Source organism: Paenibacillus dendritiformis, from assembly GCF_945605565.1.
Taxonomy (GTDB): Bacteria; Bacillota; Bacilli; order Paenibacillales; family Paenibacillaceae; genus Paenibacillus_B; species Paenibacillus_B dendritiformis_A.
This window is the reverse complement of sequence record NZ_OX216966.1, coordinates 845,495-864,864: the sequence shown is the minus strand read 5'-3', so window position 1 is coordinate 864,864 and position 19,370 is coordinate 845,495. Positions and strand designations below refer to the sequence as shown.

General features: G+C 52.4%; 17 protein-coding genes. 2 read left to right on the top strand and 15 right to left on the bottom strand.

Annotation, left to right across the window (positions count from 1 at the left end; all coding sequences use genetic code 11):
• Positions 1 to 542: 542 nt before the first annotated feature.
• The 3 genes from NNL35_RS03825 to NNL35_RS03815 form a co-directional block, all read right to left on the bottom strand.
• Positions 543 to 1,412 (bottom strand): carbohydrate ABC transporter permease, encoded by an 870-nt coding sequence (locus tag NNL35_RS03825; RefSeq protein WP_006678117.1) that lies wholly within the window; start codon positions 1,410 to 1,412, stop codon positions 543 to 545.
• 390 nt (positions 1,413 to 1,802) lie between these two features.
• A complete protein-coding gene (locus NNL35_RS03820) occupies positions 1,803 to 3,344 on the bottom strand; it encodes an extracellular solute-binding protein (protein ID WP_006678118.1) in 1,542 nt (513 codons plus the stop codon).
• 84 nt (positions 3,345 to 3,428) lie between these two features.
• Complete coding sequence (locus NNL35_RS03815) at positions 3,429 to 4,382, bottom strand: ABC transporter permease (protein WP_006678119.1); 954 nt, start codon at positions 4,380 to 4,382, stop codon at positions 3,429 to 3,431.
• Positions 4,383 to 4,677: 295 nt separating this feature from the next.
• Here NNL35_RS03815 and clpP point away from each other — a divergent pair, with 295 nt between their 5' ends.
• Together clpP and NNL35_RS03805 are read left to right on the top strand one after the other, a co-directional pair.
• Entirely contained in the window at positions 4,678 to 5,256 is a 579-nt protein-coding gene (gene clpP / locus NNL35_RS03810; RefSeq protein ID WP_006678120.1) for an ATP-dependent Clp endopeptidase proteolytic subunit ClpP, read from the top strand.
• A gap of 177 nt (positions 5,257 to 5,433) precedes the next feature.
• Positions 5,434 to 6,480 carry a LacI family DNA-binding transcriptional regulator gene (locus NNL35_RS03805; RefSeq protein ID WP_006678121.1) on the top strand — a complete coding sequence of 349 codons (1,047 nt, stop codon included), beginning with the start codon at positions 5,434 to 5,436 and terminating at the stop codon, positions 6,478 to 6,480.
• Between the two features lie 36 nt (positions 6,481 to 6,516).
• On the opposite strand, the gene NNL35_RS03800 is transcribed toward NNL35_RS03805, so the two are convergent.
• The 12 genes from NNL35_RS03800 to NNL35_RS03745 form a co-directional block, all read right to left on the bottom strand.
• Positions 6,517 to 8,940, bottom strand: a complete 2,424-nt coding sequence (locus tag NNL35_RS03800) for a glycoside hydrolase family 31 protein (protein WP_006678122.1) — start codon at positions 8,938 to 8,940, stop codon at positions 6,517 to 6,519.
• A gap of 31 nt (positions 8,941 to 8,971) precedes the next feature.
• Complete coding sequence (locus tag NNL35_RS03795; protein WP_006678123.1) at positions 8,972 to 9,679, bottom strand: MgtC/SapB family protein; 708 nt, start codon at positions 9,677 to 9,679, stop codon at positions 8,972 to 8,974.
• A gap of 88 nt (positions 9,680 to 9,767) precedes the next feature.
• Positions 9,768 to 10,610, bottom strand: a complete 843-nt coding sequence (locus NNL35_RS03790) for a sugar ABC transporter permease (RefSeq protein ID WP_006678124.1) — start codon at positions 10,608 to 10,610, stop codon at positions 9,768 to 9,770.
• On the bottom strand, positions 10,610 to 11,911 hold the full coding sequence (locus NNL35_RS03785; protein ID WP_006678125.1) for a carbohydrate ABC transporter permease: 1,302 nt from the start codon (positions 11,909 to 11,911) through the stop codon (positions 10,610 to 10,612). Before NNL35_RS03785 ends, NNL35_RS03790 begins: the two co-directional genes overlap by 1 nt.
• 86 nt (positions 11,912 to 11,997) lie before the next feature.
• Positions 11,998 to 13,290 (bottom strand): extracellular solute-binding protein, encoded by a 1,293-nt coding sequence (locus NNL35_RS03780; protein WP_006678126.1) that lies wholly within the window; start codon positions 13,288 to 13,290, stop codon positions 11,998 to 12,000.
• A 33-nt stretch (positions 13,291 to 13,323) separates the two neighbouring features.
• Positions 13,324 to 13,947, bottom strand: a complete 624-nt coding sequence (locus NNL35_RS03775) for a histidine phosphatase family protein (RefSeq protein WP_006678127.1) — start codon at positions 13,945 to 13,947, stop codon at positions 13,324 to 13,326.
• A gap of 33 nt (positions 13,948 to 13,980) precedes the next feature.
• On the bottom strand, positions 13,981 to 14,631 hold the full coding sequence (locus NNL35_RS03770; RefSeq protein ID WP_006678128.1) for a histidine phosphatase family protein: 651 nt from the start codon (positions 14,629 to 14,631) through the stop codon (positions 13,981 to 13,983).
• Positions 14,632 to 14,821: 190 nt separating this feature from the next.
• Entirely contained in the window at positions 14,822 to 15,856 is a 1,035-nt protein-coding gene (locus tag NNL35_RS03765) for a LacI family DNA-binding transcriptional regulator (protein ID WP_006678129.1), read from the bottom strand.
• Positions 15,857 to 16,165: 309 nt separating this feature from the next.
• Positions 16,166 to 16,381, bottom strand: a complete 216-nt coding sequence (locus NNL35_RS03760; RefSeq protein WP_006678130.1) for a hypothetical protein — start codon at positions 16,379 to 16,381, stop codon at positions 16,166 to 16,168.
• A 114-nt stretch (positions 16,382 to 16,495) separates the two neighbouring features.
• Entirely contained in the window at positions 16,496 to 16,738 is a 243-nt protein-coding gene (locus tag NNL35_RS03755; protein WP_083835591.1) for an aspartyl-phosphate phosphatase Spo0E family protein, read from the bottom strand.
• Positions 16,739 to 17,129: 391 nt separating this feature from the next.
• The gene (locus NNL35_RS03750; RefSeq protein ID WP_238535392.1) at positions 17,130 to 18,434 is read right to left on the bottom strand and encodes a helix-turn-helix domain-containing protein; all 1,305 of its coding nucleotides are present in this window, start codon (positions 18,432 to 18,434) and stop codon (positions 17,130 to 17,132) included.
• A gap of 152 nt (positions 18,435 to 18,586) precedes the next feature.
• Positions 18,587 to 19,282 (bottom strand): hypothetical protein, encoded by a 696-nt coding sequence (locus NNL35_RS03745; protein WP_006678132.1) that lies wholly within the window; start codon positions 19,280 to 19,282, stop codon positions 18,587 to 18,589.
• Positions 19,283 to 19,370 lie beyond the last annotated feature (88 nt).

Here is a 19,370-nt window from a genome sequence, read left to right as displayed (position 1 = left end):
TTAACGGATTATGATTGCTGAAGCTCCGGTCTAACGGCTGATCTTAGCTGCCATTCCGGTCTGGGTAGGCTCCTGATTTCTGCGAGACCGGCCTTACGCCGCCTCATGCTGTGATACCGGTCGGATGCCGCACTAATTGAGATACACTTTCCGGCCTAGCGCCCATCAATACTGCAAAAGTGCAGGATTTCCACCGAAGCCTCTTTTCGCCAAAGTGAATCCTGCAAAAATACATTAATTTCAGCTCTAGATAGGTCAAACTCGGAATATGTGAGCAAAATCCTGTATATTTGCAGGAATATTAGCAAATTTGCCCGTAAAAGAGATAAAATGCTGCATCTATGCAGGATTGGTTCGTCAAATGCGGCAGAATGGCGGCATGAGAGGTACTCGCGCAGCGGACCGACCTAATGCGAGCCCGAGCATCATCGGGGTGTAGCCCGCATCTGGCGGGGGATGCAGGGTAACTCCCGCCCCCGCCATGCGCGGCGTACCCGATCACGCCAAAAAGCAGCAGGCTCGGAACGCCTGCTGCAATGGCTCTAGCCCTTCACAGCGCCGAGCGTCAGTCCCTGCACGAAATAGCGCTGCAGGAACGGATAGAGCACGACGATCGGGAACGAGGCGAGCACCACTGTCGCCATCTGTATCGAGACCGATGGTGGGAGGGGCACGTTCGGATCGAGGTTGGTGAAAATATCCGCCTGTCCGATCAGCACGACTTGCCGGAGCAAGATTTGCAGCGGCCATTTATCCGGATCGTTCAAGTACAGAATCGCCGAGAAGTATTGATTCCAGTTGCCCACCGCATAGAACAAGGTGAATGTTGCCAGGATGGGCAGGGACAGCGGGAAGACGATATGGCCCAATATCCGCAAATCCCCGCATCCGTCGATGCGCGCCGATTCAATGACGCTCTCCGGGAGCGATTCGAAGAAATCACGCATCACGAGCATATTGAAGGCGGAGATGGCCCCGGGAAGGATGAGCGCCCACAGCGAGTTGATGAGCCCGGTCCCCTTCACGACCAGATAGGTCGGGATCATGCCGCCGCCGAACAGCATCGTGAACAGCACCAGGAACATGATGACCCGCCGGGCGCTGAATTGCGGCCGGGAGCATACATAAGCCAGCAGCGCCGTCAGAATCACGTTGATGAACGTGCCGACGACCGTCAGCCACACCGTATTTTTCAATGACAGGAAGAAGACGCCCGTATCGAAAATATAGCGGTAAGCCTCGGTCGTCCATGTCGACGGCCAGAGGATGAACCGGCCGGACAGCGACTCCTCCGTCGTGGCGAACGACATCGCGAAGACGTGAATGATAGGCACGATCGTAATGACCGCCAAAACGATGAGCAGCGTTACATTAATGAAGTTGAACCACCGATCCCCGCTTCTTGCGCGCATTAACACAGATGTTCACTCCTTTCATGCCGCCATGCGCTTGATAGCTGCGCAACTGCGGTCATGCACTTGTGGCCACGCTCCCTGTGGAGTTCGCCTGCGGATACGTGCCTCAGGGCATACGCCTCAGGATACGGGCCTGCGCCTTCGCGCCGCGAACGCCAGCCAGCTAACGTCGGCCGCGAACCGCGCTGCCCACGCCAGCCAGCTAACGTCGGCCGCGAACCGCGCTGCCCACGCCAGCCAGCGTACGCCAGCGGCGAACCGCGGCAGCCCACCCCAGCCAGCGAACACCAGCGGCGAACCGCGCAGCCCACCCCAGCCAGCGCACGCGAGCCGCGAATCGCGACGGCGCATGGCGGCTTCGGAACTACAACAGCGCCGGCTGAACCGTCAGCCGTTCTTCCGCTTCTGGTACGCCTCGTTGAACTCCTTGACGACCTGCTCGCCGCCTCTGTCCTTCCACTCTTGAATCACCTTGTCGTAATCGTCCACCGGACGTTCGCCAAGAATGATCTTATTCACTTGGTCCGTCAAGTACTGGTCAAGCTCTTTCCCTTTTTCACTGTATGTCGGCGAGAACAAGCCGACCGACTGATCGCTGTACGGCTCGCCTTCCATGGCTACCTTGAACGATTCGTCCTTCATTTTCTTCAGTTCCTCCGTATCGTCCGGGTTGTAGATCCATTCTCCTTCGGCCGCATGGTTCGTCAGCAAATACTTGCCCGTACCTTCGGTCAAGCCTTTGTCCGTCAGGACTTTTTCGCCGTTCTCTACTTTGAAATGCTCGTTCTCCACGCCCCATTTCATGAACTCGGCGCCTTCGTCGCCGATCTGATCGTCCAGGATGGAGAGCAGCTTCTTCACCTTGCCCTCGTCCTTGCCCAGGCTGGCCGGCATCACGAAGAACCCGTAGAAGCCGTGATACTTGCCATAACCCCTGTAGCCGTCCGGGGCCGTTAGCGGTGGAATCGGGGCGACGCGGAAATCTTTGTTGACGCTATACGCTTTGTCGAACCAGCTCTTCGTGAAGGCGGTATACGTCCAGTTGCCGATAATGCCCGCTTTGCCGGTCTGAAAGTCCTCGCTGGTCTGCGTGCCCTTCTTAATCGTATAATCCGGGCTGAAGAGCCCCTCCTTGTAGCCTCGCGCCAGGAAGGCCACCGCCTCCTTCGCGTTCGGCATCAAGTATCCGTGCGTAATCCCGCCCTGGCCATCCTCGAACCAGCCGAACCGGAGCGCCCGGTACGAGCCGAACAGTCCGTTGAACCCGCTGAAGTTGCCGTCCAGGGCGAATCCGTACGTGTCCTTCTTGCCGTTGCCGTCCGGATCGTTCTCGGCGAACGCCTTCATCACATTATACAGCTCATCGTAGGTGGTCGGCATCTTCAAGCCCAGCTTGTCGAGCCAGTCCTGGCGAATCACCATCGTTTGGAACGGAATCCCGCGCAGCCGCGGAACGCCGTAAATATGCCCTTCATACGTCAGCATGTCCCAGATTTCCTGCGGAATCTTGCTCAGGTTCGGGTAATCCTTAATGTAATCCTCGATCGGCAGGAACATGCCGTTCCCCGCCCAGCTGAAGTAATTGGCGTTCGTATCCTCCAGCAGCATCAGATCCGGCATATCCCCCGAAGCGACGGTAACGCCGATCTTGTTCGCATAATCGCCCGCGGCGACCGGAATATATTTGAATTCGATGCCATACCGCTCCTCGATCGCCTTGATGCCTGAGCTATTCGTCGTCGGGGGCGCCGCGCCGTACAAGATATTCATGGCCGAGAAGCTGTACTTCTTGCCTTCGTCCCCCGCGCTCTGTCCTCCACCGGCATTCGATTCCTTGGTTCCCCCTCCGCTGCCGCAAGCCGTCAGCAAGCCGACAGCCATCGAACAGGCCACCAGGAGCGATACGATTTTTTTCCCCTTGAATTGCATGATTACATCCTCCCCCGTTTTGATTGTGGAATCATGATGGGCATTCTACGATGTAAGCACTTACAACAATGGAGGCAACCCGCCCTAGAATACGCCACGCTCCCCCATCCGCTTCGCCAGCTTGTTGGCCCCGTAGATCAGGATCAGCCCAATCAAGCCCTTCATCAGCCCGACCGCGGTCGAGAAGCTGAAGTTGCCGTTGACGACTCCCGCTTGGTAGACATACGTCTCGATGACTTCCCCGACTTCCCGCACGGAAGGGTTCAGCATGAGGAAGATCTGCTCGAAGCCGACATCCAGCACGCTGCCGAGCCGCAGGATGAACAGGACGACGATCGTGCTGCGGATGCCGGGCAGCGTGATATTCCAGATCTGGCGCAGCCGTCCGGCTCCGTCCATCTTGGCCGCCTCATACAGCTCGACGTCGATGCTGGACAACGCCGCCAAATAAATGATCGTCCCCCAGCCGGATTCCTTCCATATGACCTGCATCACCAGCATGGACCGGAAGTTGTCGGGATTGGACAAAATATCGATTTTCGACATTCCCATATCGACCAGCATGTTGTTCACGGCGCCATCGCTCTGGAACATCAGATAGAAGATCCCCGCCACGACGACCCAGGACAGAAAGTGCGGCATGTAGAAGACCGTTTGCAGCACCCGCTTGAACGCCCTTTGCGTTACCTCATGGATCATAATCGCCAGAAATATCGGAATCGTGAAGGCAAATACAATCTGATACAAGCTGATAATCAAGGTGTTCAGAAAAATGCGCCCGATATCCGGATTCTCGAAGATGCGGTAGAAATGCTTCAAGCCGACCCACTTGCTGTCCCAGATGCCGAGCATCATGTTGTAATCCTTGAAAGCGATTACGACTCCGAGCATCGGCAAATATTTATAAATGACGAAGAACAGCAGACCGGGCAGAGCCATCAGCCATAAATACTTTTCGTTCCACAGCGTCCTCCCGATGCGGCTCCATCTCCCACTGGCGCGAGGATCGCGGATAGATGAGGGTGCTCCTGCTGACATTGGCGTCACCTCCTTTGTGTACCTATTGTAGGTCACGCCTCGATGACACGGAAACGTTCACTTTTTGATGCTCATTTTTTGAACGTTCGGCCCGCTCTGCAAAAAATGATACACGCATCCATCCGAATCGTTGCTCAAAAAAAGCTAAAAAAACAGTTTGACCATCTTTGACTTTTGACTGACAATCCGCTATGATAAAGATACGGTTCTTGTCATTCGCGGCGAATGCATATCGTGTTTAAGGGGCCGTGAATTGGTTAATATTTAATGTTATTGAAGCTGAGGAGGGATTATCGTGAGTTACGTTCCTATAGTTGTCGAGCAGACGAATCGAGGCGAACGGTCGTACGACATTTATTCCAGATTGCTGAAGGACCGCATTATTTTTCTCGGCTCCCAAGTGAACGATGTGGTAGCCAATTCGATCATCGCTCAAATGCTGTTCCTGCAGGCCGATGATCCGGACAAGGATATTCATCTGTACATCAACAGCCCCGGCGGCTCCATTACCGCAGGGATGGCCATTTACGATACGATGCAGCATATCAAGCCGGATGTATCGACGATCTGCGTCGGCATGGCGGCGTCGATGGGCGCCTTCCTGCTGAATGCCGGAGCGAAGGGCAAGCGGTTCGCGCTGCCGAACAGCGAGATAATGATTCACCAGCCGCTGGGCGGAGCCGAAGGGCAAGCGTCCGATATCGAGATTCGCGCCCGCCGCATTCTGAAGATGCGCGACAAGCTGAATCATATTTTGGCGGAGCGCACAGGCCAGCCGCTCGATCGGATCGAGAGAGACACCGATCGCGATTACTTCATGTCGGCTGAAGAAGCACTCGAATACGGCCTCGTCGATAAAGTGCTTCACAAGTAATTCCGTCATCGTGCAATACATCATGAGATCAACAAGCTGCTCGTATCGCGCCTGCGCATACGGCAGCTTTTTCTATGCTGCAATGTTGAATTGCCGATCGCTTTCATCGTATTATAAAATGATGAGCCAGAATAGGAATGGCAGCTATGATGATTCCGTAGAAGAGGAGGCGGGGACTTGCCAACGGTAAGAGATATAGCACGTGCAGCGGGTGTATCGCCGGCGACCGTATCGCGGGTTCTTACGGGCAAAGGAAACACATCCTCCGAAGTGAATGAAAAAGTAGAGAAAGCGATTCGGGAGCTCGGGTACGTGCCCAGCCCCAAGGCGAAGCCGAATGCACCGGCTGCCGAATCCCGCACTATCTGCTATACGATCGCGCGCGAACCTAGTGAAATTTTCGGAAATCCGTACTATTCCAATGTGCTTCTTGGTTTATCCAACGCGACTCAAAAATACGGATATGACTTGCAAATTTCCGCCTTTCGCTCTGTCGATCAACAAATTGAGAAATGCTTGACGCTGTACCGGAACAAGAGAGTGGACGGGTTTATTTTATCCGGCGTCATGTCGGCGGACAAAAGCTCGCTCATTCAGAGCCTGCAGCAGAATTCGATTCCGTTCGTCATGATCGGGCGCAGCCTGCAGCACAATATTTTTTGCATTCATAGCGATAATTTCCGGGACGGATATGTCACGGCCCAGCATTTGCTGGACGAGGGGTACCGGCGGATCGTGTTCCTGACCGAGAGTCTGGACATCGATGTCGTGCGCGACCGGATCGGGGGGTACAAGCAGGCCTTGCACAGCAACGGCCTGGAGGCGGGAGACGACGGCGTCGTGTTATGCGGCTCGGAAGAAGCAGACATGATTGCCGCTCTCGACGAATACAGCTCTGGCGGCAGATCCTTCGACGCCATTATCGCGGCAGACAGCGTATTGGCGCTCGGCGTATTGAAATATTGCCGGGATCGCGATCTTCGCGTGCCGGAGGATGTCGGCATCATCGGCTTCAACGATGCCGCCTTTCTTAACAAGATCTCGCCATCGATCAGCTGCACGACCATTCGCGGGGAGCATCTTGGACTGGAGGCGCTGGAGATGCTCATTGAGCTGATGGATGACCCGGAGCGCATTAATAAGAACAAGACGGTCACGCTGCCTTCCGAGCTGATCGTGCGCCAATCGACCCAACGAAGAAGATATTCCACATCCCATACATGATACCACAAGAGGGCGGAAACACCGCCCTCTTTCTCATTACCAATTCAATTCGATTGTCCGCTCGCTCTTGTCGTCCCGAACCGCGATGACGACGCAATGGCACCGCTCATCCACGTACCAGCCTTCCGCATCGTCCTCCGGCTTCGCCGCCAGCCGCTCAAGCCCTTCGATAGTGACCGCATCGGGATCGAGGCCATGAAGATAGAAGCACAGCTTGCGGGGAGCCGGCTCATATTCCTTGCGCTCATACTCGTAGCCGAGCTTCAAGCCGCGGCCGGTGCATTCCGCCTCCACGCGAAGCAAATTATAAGCGCCCTTCTCATAGGCATACGTCAAGCCGTCATCCTCATACAGCACATAGGACGAGTTCGGCGCCCCGCCGTACAGATGGAACAATAATGACGCTTCCGTCTGATCGGCCGCATGCTGCTTCAGCGGCTCATGCGGAATGATCGCGCCGCCCCGAACGAACAGCGGCATCGTATCCAGCGGGGCATGCACCGTCAGATGCTGTCCGCCGGTATACGGCGTGCCCGTCCAGTAATCGAACCATTCGCCTTCCGGCAAATAGACTGTACGGTGCTCCGTATCCGGCCGATAGATCGGCGCCACGAGCAGATCGCGGCCCAGCAGGAACTGATCGCACAGATTAGACAGCTGCTGATCCTCCGGATATTCCAGCAGCAGCGGCCGCATCACCGGAATGCCCGTCTGCGCCGCCTCATGGAACAGCGTATAGAGATAAGGCATCAGCTGATACCGCAGTCCGATGAAGGCGCGGCAGATATCTTCCGTCTCTTGATCGAACGCCCACGGCTCCTGGTCGAGGAAATCGCCGACGTTATGATTGCGGCAGAAGGGGAACAGCGCGCCCATCTGCGTCCATCGAATCAGCAGCTGCTTGTTCGTATGGTGGGCGAAGCCGCCGATATCGGGACCTGCGAACGGAATGCCCGACAAGCCCATATTGAGCACCATCGGCATCGCCATCGCCATATGCTCCCAGAAGCTGCGGTTATCGCCTGTCCAGACCGCCGCGTAGCGCTGAATGCCGCTATAGCCCGCCCGCGTCAGCACGAACGGGCGCTCGCCCTCAAGATGCCGCTGCAGCCCCTCGAAGGTCGCCTTGGACATCAGCATGCCGTACAGATTATGCCATTCCTCATGCGTCTTCATCTTGCCGTTATTGTCGTGCACGACGTCGAGATCCATCGTTTTCGATTCGTTGAACACGGCCGGTTCATTCATATCATTCCAGATGCCGGCGATGCCCATATCGGTATAATACCGGTGCAGATCTCCCCACCAGGCCGCCGTCTCTTGCTTGGTGAAGTCCGGGAAGGCGCTTCGGCCCGGCCATACATCGCCGAAGTACACATCGCCTTCGAGCTTCTTGCAGAAGCGATCCTCCAGCACCCCTTCGCGATAGACCGGATACTTCGGATCCTGCTTGACCCCCGGGTCGACGATCGGGACGATATGGAATCCCATTTTCTTTAATTCGGCAATCATGTTCTGCGGCTGCGGGAACCGATCGCTATCGAAGGTGAAGACGCGGTACTCGTCCATATAATGAATATCGAGATGAATCACGTCGCATGGTATGCGCTTGTCGCGGAAGGTGCGCGCCAGAGCCAGCACTTCTTCTTCGCTTTTGTAGCTGTATTTCGACTGGTGGTAGCCAAGCGCCCACTTCGGCGGCATCTGCATCCGCCCGGTCAATGCCGTATAGCAGGAGATGACCTGCTTCAATTCGGGACCATAGATGAAGTAGTAATCGTAATCCCCAGTCTTGCTCTCAATGGCAAAGAGATCGCTGCGGGATCGCATATCGAAGGTGGTCCGTCCCGGGTTATCGAGAAAAATGCCGCAGCTTGCCCCATCATGGACATGCAGCAGCAGCGGGATCGACTGATATAAAGCCTCGATCTCCGGCACATGCGGCGCATACACGTCGGTATTCCACATCGTATAGCTCTCTCCGCGCTTGTCGAGATAACTTGTCTTTTCCCCCAGACCATAAAAATGAGAGCGCTCGTCCATCGCGAAGCAGCCCGTCACCGCGCCGCGCGCATCCCAGCTGAACGATGTCTGCCGTCCGATGACGTTGCCTTCGGCATCGGTTACCGTGATGGAAGCATCCTCGGCATCAATCCGCACCGACAGCTTCTTCGTGGTGAAAAGAAAGCCGCGCTCCGTATCTTCCCGGCTGGGCTGTATCGTCTTCTCCCACGGCAATACGCCGGGCGTTGTCGTCCAGTCGGGACAAGCATCGAACGTCAGCTTGACGCGGAACAGATGCTCATCGAGAAAGGACAGCGCCAGATTCGCCCTGTCCCCTATACAGAGATATCCTCTGTCCAGTTCCTCCACGCGGCTTATCGCGCCGATCCCGCTCCGCTTCGCCGCGACCGTCCCGCCGTGCAATTTATCCGGATGTATCGTCTCACTTGTCTGCATGATACCCTCTCACTTTCCGCACATCATATGGTTACTCTATTTTTACTGCTGTCACGCCTGGTATCGCTTTTAACCCTTCAACCAGATCGCTCATCGGCTTTTTTTTGGGCAGCACAACCGTTATCGTCATCTGCAGCGGGGGCGCGGCTCCCTCGATCGGACCCGGCGTCTCCGCATCGGCCACATTCATGTTCCGGATCTCCACCCGCTCCGCCATCAGCTGCTTCGATATCGTGCCGAGCGTCTCCGGACCTCCGTAAGAAGTCACTTCCACCGACAGCGCCTTGTTCGCTACCAGATAACGAAGCTCGATTTTGTTCAACACCTGCAAGGAGACAAACACGAGCCCGCATGTCAAAATCGCCGGAAAATAGAATCCTGCGCCGACCGCCAATCCAATCGCGGCCATCACCCAGAGCGTGGCGGCCGTCGTCAATCCTTTGACGGAGAGACCGGTTCGAATAATCGTTCCCGCGCCGAGGAATCCGATCCCGCTGACGACCTGCGCCGCCAGACGGGCCGGATCCATCCGGACATTCGGTTCATCGACGAAGGCGTTGAAGCCATAGATGGACAGCAGCATAATGAGCGAAGAGCCGATGCATACCAAAATATTGGTGCGGAATCCGGCGGCATGCTGATTCATCTCCCGCTCGAAGCCGATAATGCCCCCGAGCACAAGCGAGAGAAGCAGCCGCAGGCATATGCTTGCCGGATCCAACGTCCAAGGGCTTGTCATCGCATCTCCCCTCCTCGCCACTCCTGTTTTCTCATCTCTATCTTTTTACGAAAAAAATCTTACGCTACTCTGAAACTGGCCTGCTTCGCTAGGATTTCGTCGCCCCCGCCGTCAACCCGGAAATGAGGTACCGCTGCAGGAACAGGAACACCGCGGCAATCGGGATGGCGATAAGCATCGAGCCCGCTGCGAACCGGGTGAAGTTGTTGCTGAATTCCTGATTGACCAGATTGAACAAGCCGACGGCGAGCGTATAGTTCTCCGAGCTGCGAATGACGATCCGCGGCAGCAGGAAGTCCATGAACGGCGTCATGAAATTGAACAGGGCGACCACGGCCAGTATCGGCTTCGCCAGCGGTAAAATAATCTGGAAGAAAATCCGGAAGTGGCCCGCGCCGTCAATCTTCGCCGACTCGTCCAGATCCCGCGGAATTGTATCGAAATAGCCTTTGATCAGAAAGGCGTGCATTGGAATGGACGATCCGACATAGACCAGAATCAAGCCGGCCAGCGTATCGAGCAGACCCAAAATGTTCAGCAAAATATAAATGGCGACCATCCCCATTAATACCGGGAACATCTTGATTAGCAGAAGCGCATACAAGCCGTGCTTGCGCCCTTTGAAGTTATAGCGCGAGAACGCATACGCCAGGAACGTCGTCACGATCAGAGAGAGCACCGTCTTCCAGCTGGCGACAATCAGCGTATTTTTGTACCACAGCATATATTCGCTGTCCGGACTGGAGAACAGCCAGGAGTAGTGCTCCGTCGACCAGTTCTCGGGAATAATCTTGGCGCTGTATAAGCTGGTGCCCGGATTTAGCGAGACGCCCAAGGCCCATACGAGCGGATACACGATCACGATGAACATGAACAAAATGAATGCATAGATACCGGTGAGCTCCAATCTCGATTTCCATCTCGTACTCATCAGACGCTGCCCTCCTCCTTGAACGATCGGGTTCTCCTGAATTGGAAAAAGGCGACGGTTGCCACAATCAGACCCAATATAATGGAGATAACGGCCGCCATATTGTAGTTCAACGTTTCAAAGGTCAGCTTGTACACCCATGAAATGACGATGTCCGTCGATCCGGCCGACTGCCCGCGAACTGGCGGTCCGCCTTGGTTGAACAAGTAGATCAGGTTGAAGTTGTTGAAATTGCCCGTATATTGCATAATGAGCAGCGGAGCGGTCGCGAACAGAACATGCGGGAGCGTAATGTAGCGGAATCTTTGCCACTTGCTCGCTCCGTCGACCTCCGCCGCCTCGTACCAGTCGTTTGATATGCTTTGGAGCACCCCCGTGAACAAGGCGAACACGAAGCTGAAGCCGAGCCATACTTGAATAATAATGATGGCTACCTTTGTCCATAGCGGATCGGACATCCAAGGAATGGACAGGCCCAACGGCCCCAAAATTTGCCGGTTCACCGCACCGAATTGATCATTGAACATGGCGGCGAACACGAGAATGGATACGAAGGAAGGAACGGCCCAAGGCAGAATGAGCATCGTTCGAATGAATTTCTTGAATTTGACGCGCTTGTCGTTCACGATTACAGCCAAGAACAAGGCCAGCGAAATCTGCAGCGTCGTCGCGACGAATGTCCATACGAGCGTCCACGACAGGACGGAGAAAAACGTATTCCGCCAAATTGGAACGGAAAAAATATTTTTAAAGTTTTCAAACCCTACCCAATCGAGCAAGAAACGGGGCGGTGAATTGTAAATATTGTAATTCGTAAATGCCAAGGAAACCATGAACAAGAGCGGCAAAATCAGCACAAACGTAATCATGAAAATGCCGGGACCGACGAACAGATAAGGAACCCCTTTATCCCACGCCTGCTTGAAGCCTTCGCGAATCGTCGTGATCTTCCAGCCTTCGCGGATTTTCTGGGCGTCATTGCGCGCATCGGTCAAGTTGATCCAATAAAAGATAAGAAGGAAGACGGTCAAAATGACCGAAATAATGCCTTGAATGAGCAAAGAGCGGGAGTCGTCAACCCCTTCCAACGTCCCCAGCGTCATGAGCCCCCAATACCCAATGTTCAAAAAATCAGCGAACACGATAAAAAATGAGAGAAATAAAACCAAAAATAATGAACCCTTGATATATCTCCGGTTATACAGTTGCCCCAGCCCCGGGATAATGGAGAGCAGCATCGCCAACTTCGGGTTATGCGCACTGATTTGCGGCTTGTCGGTTCGTGTCTGTTGTTCTCCCAATCTAATCAAGCCTCCTCGTTGACATCCGCAATGCGAATTCAAGCGGATGGGGATGCGGACCCGCACCCCAATCCGATAATCATTCCTTACTTATTGGCGTTGTTGATCGCGATTTGTTCTTTGATTTGAACGACCGCTTCATCCAGCACCTCTTTGGCGTCCTGCCCTTGGGCCAGGAACACAAGGGCATTTTTCATCGGCTCCCATGTCTGGGAGATTTCCGGGTTATTCGGCGTTGGCGTAGCGAATTTGGACTGCTCGGCCACCGCCGAGAAGTAAGGATGCTTCGTAATGAGATCGCTTTCTAAAATGCCCGGACGCGCTGGAATTTCCCCGGCCGTCTGGAAATGGCTCGCTCCGTTCTCGTCATTGGTAATGAACAAAGCCAGCTCGGTTGCCCACTCCTTATTTTTGGAGAATGGGGACAGCACCAGGCCTTTGACGCCCAGGAAGGAAGGCGGGCGTTGACCGTTGGCCAGCTTCGGCAGCGGCACGGCGCCCAGCTTGTCTCCCAGCGCCGATTCATAGTTTTTAATCGACGACGGTACTGAGACGACAGCGGCAACCTTTCCTTCTTTGAACAAGCCGTCGATGACGTCGCCGTTAATCGATGCCGGAATCAGCTTTTTTTCGAACCATGACTTTATCAGATTTGCCCCTTGGACAGCGCCTTCATTATTCAGGCCAATATCGTCCACGTTGTATCCCGTAGCCGGGTCATATCCGAACACATAACCGCCATTGCCCTGCAGGAACATGTTGGCGTAATAGAAATTCGTCGCATCGAGCAAGAATCCGTATTTATCCTTCGACGCGTCCGTGAATTCCAGCGAAAATTTCTCTAGTTCTTCCCATGTTTCCGGCGCCTTCGGCATCAGCTCCTTGTTGTAGAACAAGGCGGTCGTCTCGACGACCATGGGCAGATTGTAGATTTTGCCGTCAATCGTGACGGCCTGGATCGCCTCAGGCGAATACTGGCTAATCTGCTCCTCGCTGATCTGGAACGGCTCGGCCAGCCCTTGCAGCACGTTGCGGCCCATGGAGTTATGGGTAGCGCTCCACAGGTCAGGACCGCGGTCGGACGGTCCGTCGAGTGAGAACGCTTTCGCCTGTTCGCGCGGGTTGAATGGAATCACTTCCACATCAATGCCCGTCTTCTCCGTAAATTTTTGCGTAATCGCCCGCATCGATTTCAATTCCGGCTCATTTTCCGGACCCCAGATTTTCAGATGCTCCGGCTTCGGCGGCATCTCCCCTTCTTGTTGCTGGGCCGTATCCGTATTCGGCTTGGCCTGTTCCGCCTCCCGCTTCGGCCCGCAGGCCGCAAGCGACAGAACGACGGTTAATGAGAGCAGCAGCAATACCATTTTCTTAGCCATACGTTAGTTCCCCCTTGAGATCATGGTTGACATTTATTCGTATACGTGCTGACCGAGATGGTCTTTATGCAACGATACACGCTCACATTGGCCTTGCGAATCGAGAACATAGTGCACGATCGCCGCGTTATATACGGGATGAATGTCCCCGGGATTGACGATCTGCTTCATATCCGCGGTCGTCTGGCCATGCCCGAATACCGCAATATGCGCGTCGGTTCCGTAATAAGCGGTCAGCTTCGCGTCGACGAACTTCTGCACGCGCTTGCGGACGATGGCGTGATTCTCCGGCCAGGTTGGCCACCACTTGCGCTCCATATCCTGGTACTCCACGAATTGGGCATGCGGGAATTCCTCTACAATCTGTTGGCAGGCTTCCCAATCATAATCCCGGTAGTCCTTCCATTCCTCATTAAATATTTCGGACATTTCCGGTATGAGCACAATACCTAGACCCTGCGCTTTGGCAAGGGGCGTCGCGGTCTGAATGACTCTGCGCAGCGGACTGCAGAAGATGGCGTTCAGTTGGATTTCCTCGAAAAACGAAGGGATTTGCTCGGCTTGCCATCGTCCCACTTCCGACAAACTGCAGTTCGGTCCGCCTCCTTGTCCAATATTCATGGTCGATTGTGCATGGCGAATGACATATAAGTGCATAGCTGATGTTCTCCTCTGTGTTGTAATAATCATTTATCCGCCCGGAGGGCTGGCGGCAGCCCGGTCAGCCCGTTCGAATGCCCCTTTCGGCAGATGCCCCGTATCGTTCAGCTTCATTAGCTTGGTCGCATGCTCGCCGAAGACGATATGGTTCACCCCCGTATTTTCCTGGGGGAACCGGATATGGGCCGCTGAAGCCATCCCGAGCGCTTCGCGAAGAAGATATTCATTGAAGTTCCCGTGACAGAATACCGCGATCCGCTCCTCGCCGCACGCCCGAAGCTGCCGCAGCGCATCCTGCGCGCGCCGCATAACGGTCTCGGGGCAATCGCCGCCCGGGCATTCCCATCCATCCGTCTCCATTGTGTCCTCGAATACGGCTTCCGGGACCATCTCCAATAACAATTGCTGAGAAGGACCGGCGAACCGGCTGCCTTCCCTGACTTCATACAACGCTGTCATTACCTGAATCGGCAGACCGAGCAGTCTTGCCAGCGGCTGCGCCGACTGCATCGCCCGAATCAACGGGCTGGAATAGATGGCGCTGATGCCTCGGTCCCGCAAGTATATCGCCACACGCGCGGCTTGCGCATGGCCCTGCTCGGTTAGCGGCGAATCCGGCATATCGCGGTCCGGCAGCGTATTGCCGACCGATTGTCCATGCCGCACAAGAAATAACTCCATAGTCTCTCCCTGCTTGCTCTGTAATAATGGAACCGCATGCAATCCGCTCTGCGAGTGTATTGTCTTCCTTGCCGCAGAGTTGTCCTTAAGCGCTGCCCTTGAGCGCTGTCCTTGGGCTCTGTTCTTGCGCGCTGTCCTTGGGCTCATCTGTGCCCGCCTCTTCCCGGCGCGTTGCCGGCAGTCGCCCCCACTATCTGTCCTCGAAGGACGATCTGGAAGTCGATTGACGAATCATCAGCTTGGATGGAAGCGTCACATTTTTTTTGAGACTCATTGCCTGCGGTTCATTCATAATCTCATTCAGCAAATGAAAGGCCTCCGCGCCCAGGTTGGCCCCATTCATCTCCACGCAGCTTAATGTCGGCGATACCTTGACCAGATAAGGGGCGTCATTGAACCCGATAATCCCGACTTCCTGTGGAACGCGCAGCCCGGTCAATTGGCAGAACTTCAATACGCTGAGCGACATGACGCTGTCCATCGTAATGACGCTGTCGACGGCGATGCCTTCGTCAAGCAGACGCTGCAGCGCATCCATAATATCCTCTTCTTCCGGGCCGACCTGCACGATGCGTTCGGGGCCCGCGTCCAGTCCGCCCTGCTGCGCCGCCTGTCTGTACCCGGATATTCTCGCCGCGAATACATCGAGCTTCGTATCCTGCGTCAATACGATAAGATTCCGGTATCCGGCGTCGATCAGATGCCGGGCAGCCATATATCCGTCACGCAGATTGTCATTATGGACGGAGAATACGTCATGGCGGAACGTGCGGCCGATCATGACGAACGGAATATGCTCCTCATGGAAGGTCCGCAGCAGCCGATCCTTGTCAGCGGACAAGATCCCGGTCAGAATAAGCCCGTCGACCTTGTTCTGCTTGTACAGCTGTACGCATTTCTCGATCTGCCGCTCGACACTGTGGAACACGGCCAGCTGCAAATCCATGCCATGCTGCTCGACGGTGCTCGATACCCCGTACAGCACGCTGTCGAAGAACGGGTTCCCGAAAATATCGGTCGAGTTCCGGGCAATGGTCAAGCAAATGGTCCTGCTGCCCGGGACGAGAGGCTTGGCGCCTCCGGGGCGTACATAGTTCGTCTTCCGAATCGCCATCTGGACTCTGGCCCGCACGGCTTCCGAGGTATTGCCTTTGTTCGATAACACTCTTGATACCGTTGCTGGAGATACGCCAGCCAATTTTGCGACATCCTTGATGTTGGCCACGAAATCCCCCCTGATACCCTATGAAACAATAACTGAAACAAATGAAACATTGCTTGTTTCATATTAAACCACATTTCTGTCGAATTGAAAAGAGAAAATGTCGAAATTGGCTTGAATTCTTTTATTTTATGAAAATTACGCTGATTTTGATATGTTTTCAGGAAACAAACGCGAATTTCGTTTCATAAAACAATGAAACAAAATCACCTCCTGTGCAAAATGACAGCAAGGTGATTTTATCATTTCGGGAATATTGCTATGCCGCTTATGTTCGCTTGCTTTCCTCCGCCCGCCTCCCACGGCCGCCCACTACCCACCTCCAACCTTCACCTCTACCGCCGCAAAGCTGTAAAAATGCAGTATTTCCGCTCCCGCCGCTCCTCCAAAATAAGAATCCTGCAAAACGGCATCAATTTCGCCTTCTTCCCGCTCAGACTTCGATAAAAGGGGCCAATTCCTGCATCTGCGCAGGAATTTTCCCAATTTCGCCCCCGACAGCGTTAAAATTCTGTAAATTTGCAGCAATCCCCCCCGTATCCCATCATTGGAGCGCTCTAGAGCATCATGCAGAACTGCCAGTCCAGCTCCGGCGGCAAAATAGAAACGCCATCCCCACCGTCTATACTGACGAGGGAATGGCTATTTACTTACATCTCTGTTTTTTCCATTAATTTCACGGTTTGCATGAGTCATCTTTTGATGTTCCAAAATGTATGTATCCAATTCCTGGCTAAGTCGGACAATATACTCATCATCCAAGCTATTCATACTGGCAGCTTCTCTTACTAAGCGCTGACGGAGTTCTTCAATTTTTTCAGTTAAAAATTCCTTTTCAGCTAAAGATAATTCTTTATTACAGTGTTTTTTAATAATCCGGCCCACCTTTCATTCGAAATAAAGGAATTTAGCCAATTCAATTTTGATTACTCTAAATCTGTTCTCAATTTAATATAGGTTTCTATAATTTTTTATAATTAAATGACTTTAAAACATTTCGACATTTTTGAACTATTTATGACAAAAAGTGTGGAAGAATTCTTACGAATTCAACCACACTTTCTGGAAGTACAATTATTAGTCTCACCAACCACCAGGTTCACCGATAGTACTATTGAATTGTGTTATTTTTATTTGTTCATTTCTCGCTACTCTGATTTCCGAAATATTTATCTTCTCATCTACGGGTGTAAAATAATTAATAAGCAGTATTGCACACAAAAACACTCCAATTTTCAATATTCTTCGGTGCACACTCATCACCGCCTTAAAAAGTTTACATCATACGAAGCGCATTAAATGTCTCTTTTAATTGACGTATTACAGGTAAATTCTCTGCCGGCCTGTTAGATAATTGCAAAAATATTGAATAAAAACAATCATTAGCTCTTTTATAGGCTCTAATTTCAGAATAAATCAATGCACTTCTTATGTAACAGTCAATAGCCTTATCGTACTGTTGAATCAATATCAAATACCCAGCTTTTAATTTAAAATATAATGCCAATTCTGATTTCTTAAAGGGTGTGCTATAAGGTACATTTATAATCTGACTTTCCTTACCGATCAGTTTTTCTAGTGAGTGGATGTCTTTTCTCTGGAGGCATAGTTCGAGAAGTTCATTTATAATATGAATCGCAGAATTTGGAGAGGATTGTTCCAAGCAAGCTTCAAGTTTCATGATTGCAATGTCCGTGTTTCCTTTCTTTCCCTGTATTGCAGCCTCGTTGAGCTTAATATTTTGTTGAATTTCATCAAAAGGAAACTTTTTGCACTCCCCCAGGTATTGCTCAGCCATAAAGTAATCGCCTAAGTAATAATAGGAATTACATATGAGAAGCAAGGCACGTGCTTTTGTTAATTTATCGCTCTCTCTTTCCTTAGTTACGTATGAACATAAGTTTATGCACTTCTCATAATATTGGAGAGCATAAGCATGGAAACCTAATTTGAAGTGGAGCAGCACCCGTTCCTCCATCGATAAGAAATTAATGTAATTTAATATATATATTCCAGACTGAAATGTTAGGTCAAGTTTTCGAAAATCTTCGCGCTCAATAAGATACTTCTGAAATAACGATTTGGCGACAAATGGTTGTATCCCGTGATTTCGTGCGAATGAAGAAATTAATTCGAAAAGAGCTAGTCTAGTTTCCACATTTTCTATGGTTAGTGTAATATCATATAGTTTCCCGGTAAGTTCATAACTATCTATGCCCTGGCACTCGAGAAATCGCAGAGCCACTTTTTCGATGGCACCAGCAGTGTCGGGGAAGCCAATGATATCTAACAATATCCGATGTAAAACATCCACTCGCCTCTCCATATTAACGTAATGGGCAATCACTTCGGTATAAGAGATAGATAGACAAGATGTTATGGCCAACACCGTGTCCAGTTCGGGATGGCGAGTTTCTCCCCTCTCTATTTTAGAGATGGTCCCCTTGGGGATCCCTGATAAAGCGGATAATTCAGCGAGAGTGAGCTCTTGTCTTTTCCGGTTTAGGCGTATGATTTCACCAATGCTTCTTCGCTCAAAATCCATCTTATCACCTTCTCCCAATCCTTGGGCATTTTTCATTCCAATCAGACCCTGTATAATTATATAAATAATACCATTACTCTCCTTATTGGTAAATAACCATCGGTTAATTAACCTGATAAACCATTGAAAATAACAAAATAAAAAAGACATCCCCACCGTCGCTACTGACGAGGGAATGACTATTTTACTTATTTCACCTTAATCTTCATCTCCAGCTCCTTGATATATTGTCTGTGATGCTTATCCATGTTCACGGTTAGCGTACGCCCGGCAGGGGATTTCCCCTCCATATTGGTCAACTCGCTAATGAAGCTGTTTTCCTTCAAGTTATCGCTCTGAATCGTATTCGTAAAATAATTGACGCCTCGATCATCGGTAATATAAAAATCTCTTGGTTCCCTGTCCTTGGCCTGGAAATGAACGACGATCTTGTCCTGCTTCACTTCCAGATTCGTAATCGTGATACGGCCACTCCCCTTCTGCTCAAGTACGAGCGGCTTGTTCGGGGTCGGGGTCTGCTTGACGGCGACCTTAATTTCTTGCGACGAATCGTTGTCCGCCTTCATCTCAATATAAGGCTTGACGGTAATCGAATTGACCCCATGCCCATACGGGATAAACTCGGCCTGATCGAGCCAATGATTATCCTGCTGGAGGGTACCGGCCTGGCCTGCGGGTTGAAGCATAACCCCTCTGTCATCCACTACCGCATACCGGAAGTTCGGAAGTCCGTCACCCACATTTTCCCCCGCCTGGTTTTTGAGAATATCCTCCCATGCTTCCAGCTTCCCCTTCGCCCGTTCGCCGATATCCAAGTTGATCGCGTCAGCCGATACAACCGCCTTTTTCAGAGATAATTCGAGTCCTTTATGTGTCTTCGCCATCTTTGGCGTTAGAATGCGATCCGATACATTTTTACTTACGGGAATTCGGAATTCATACGGCTTTTTCTCCATTCCATCCAATTTGACC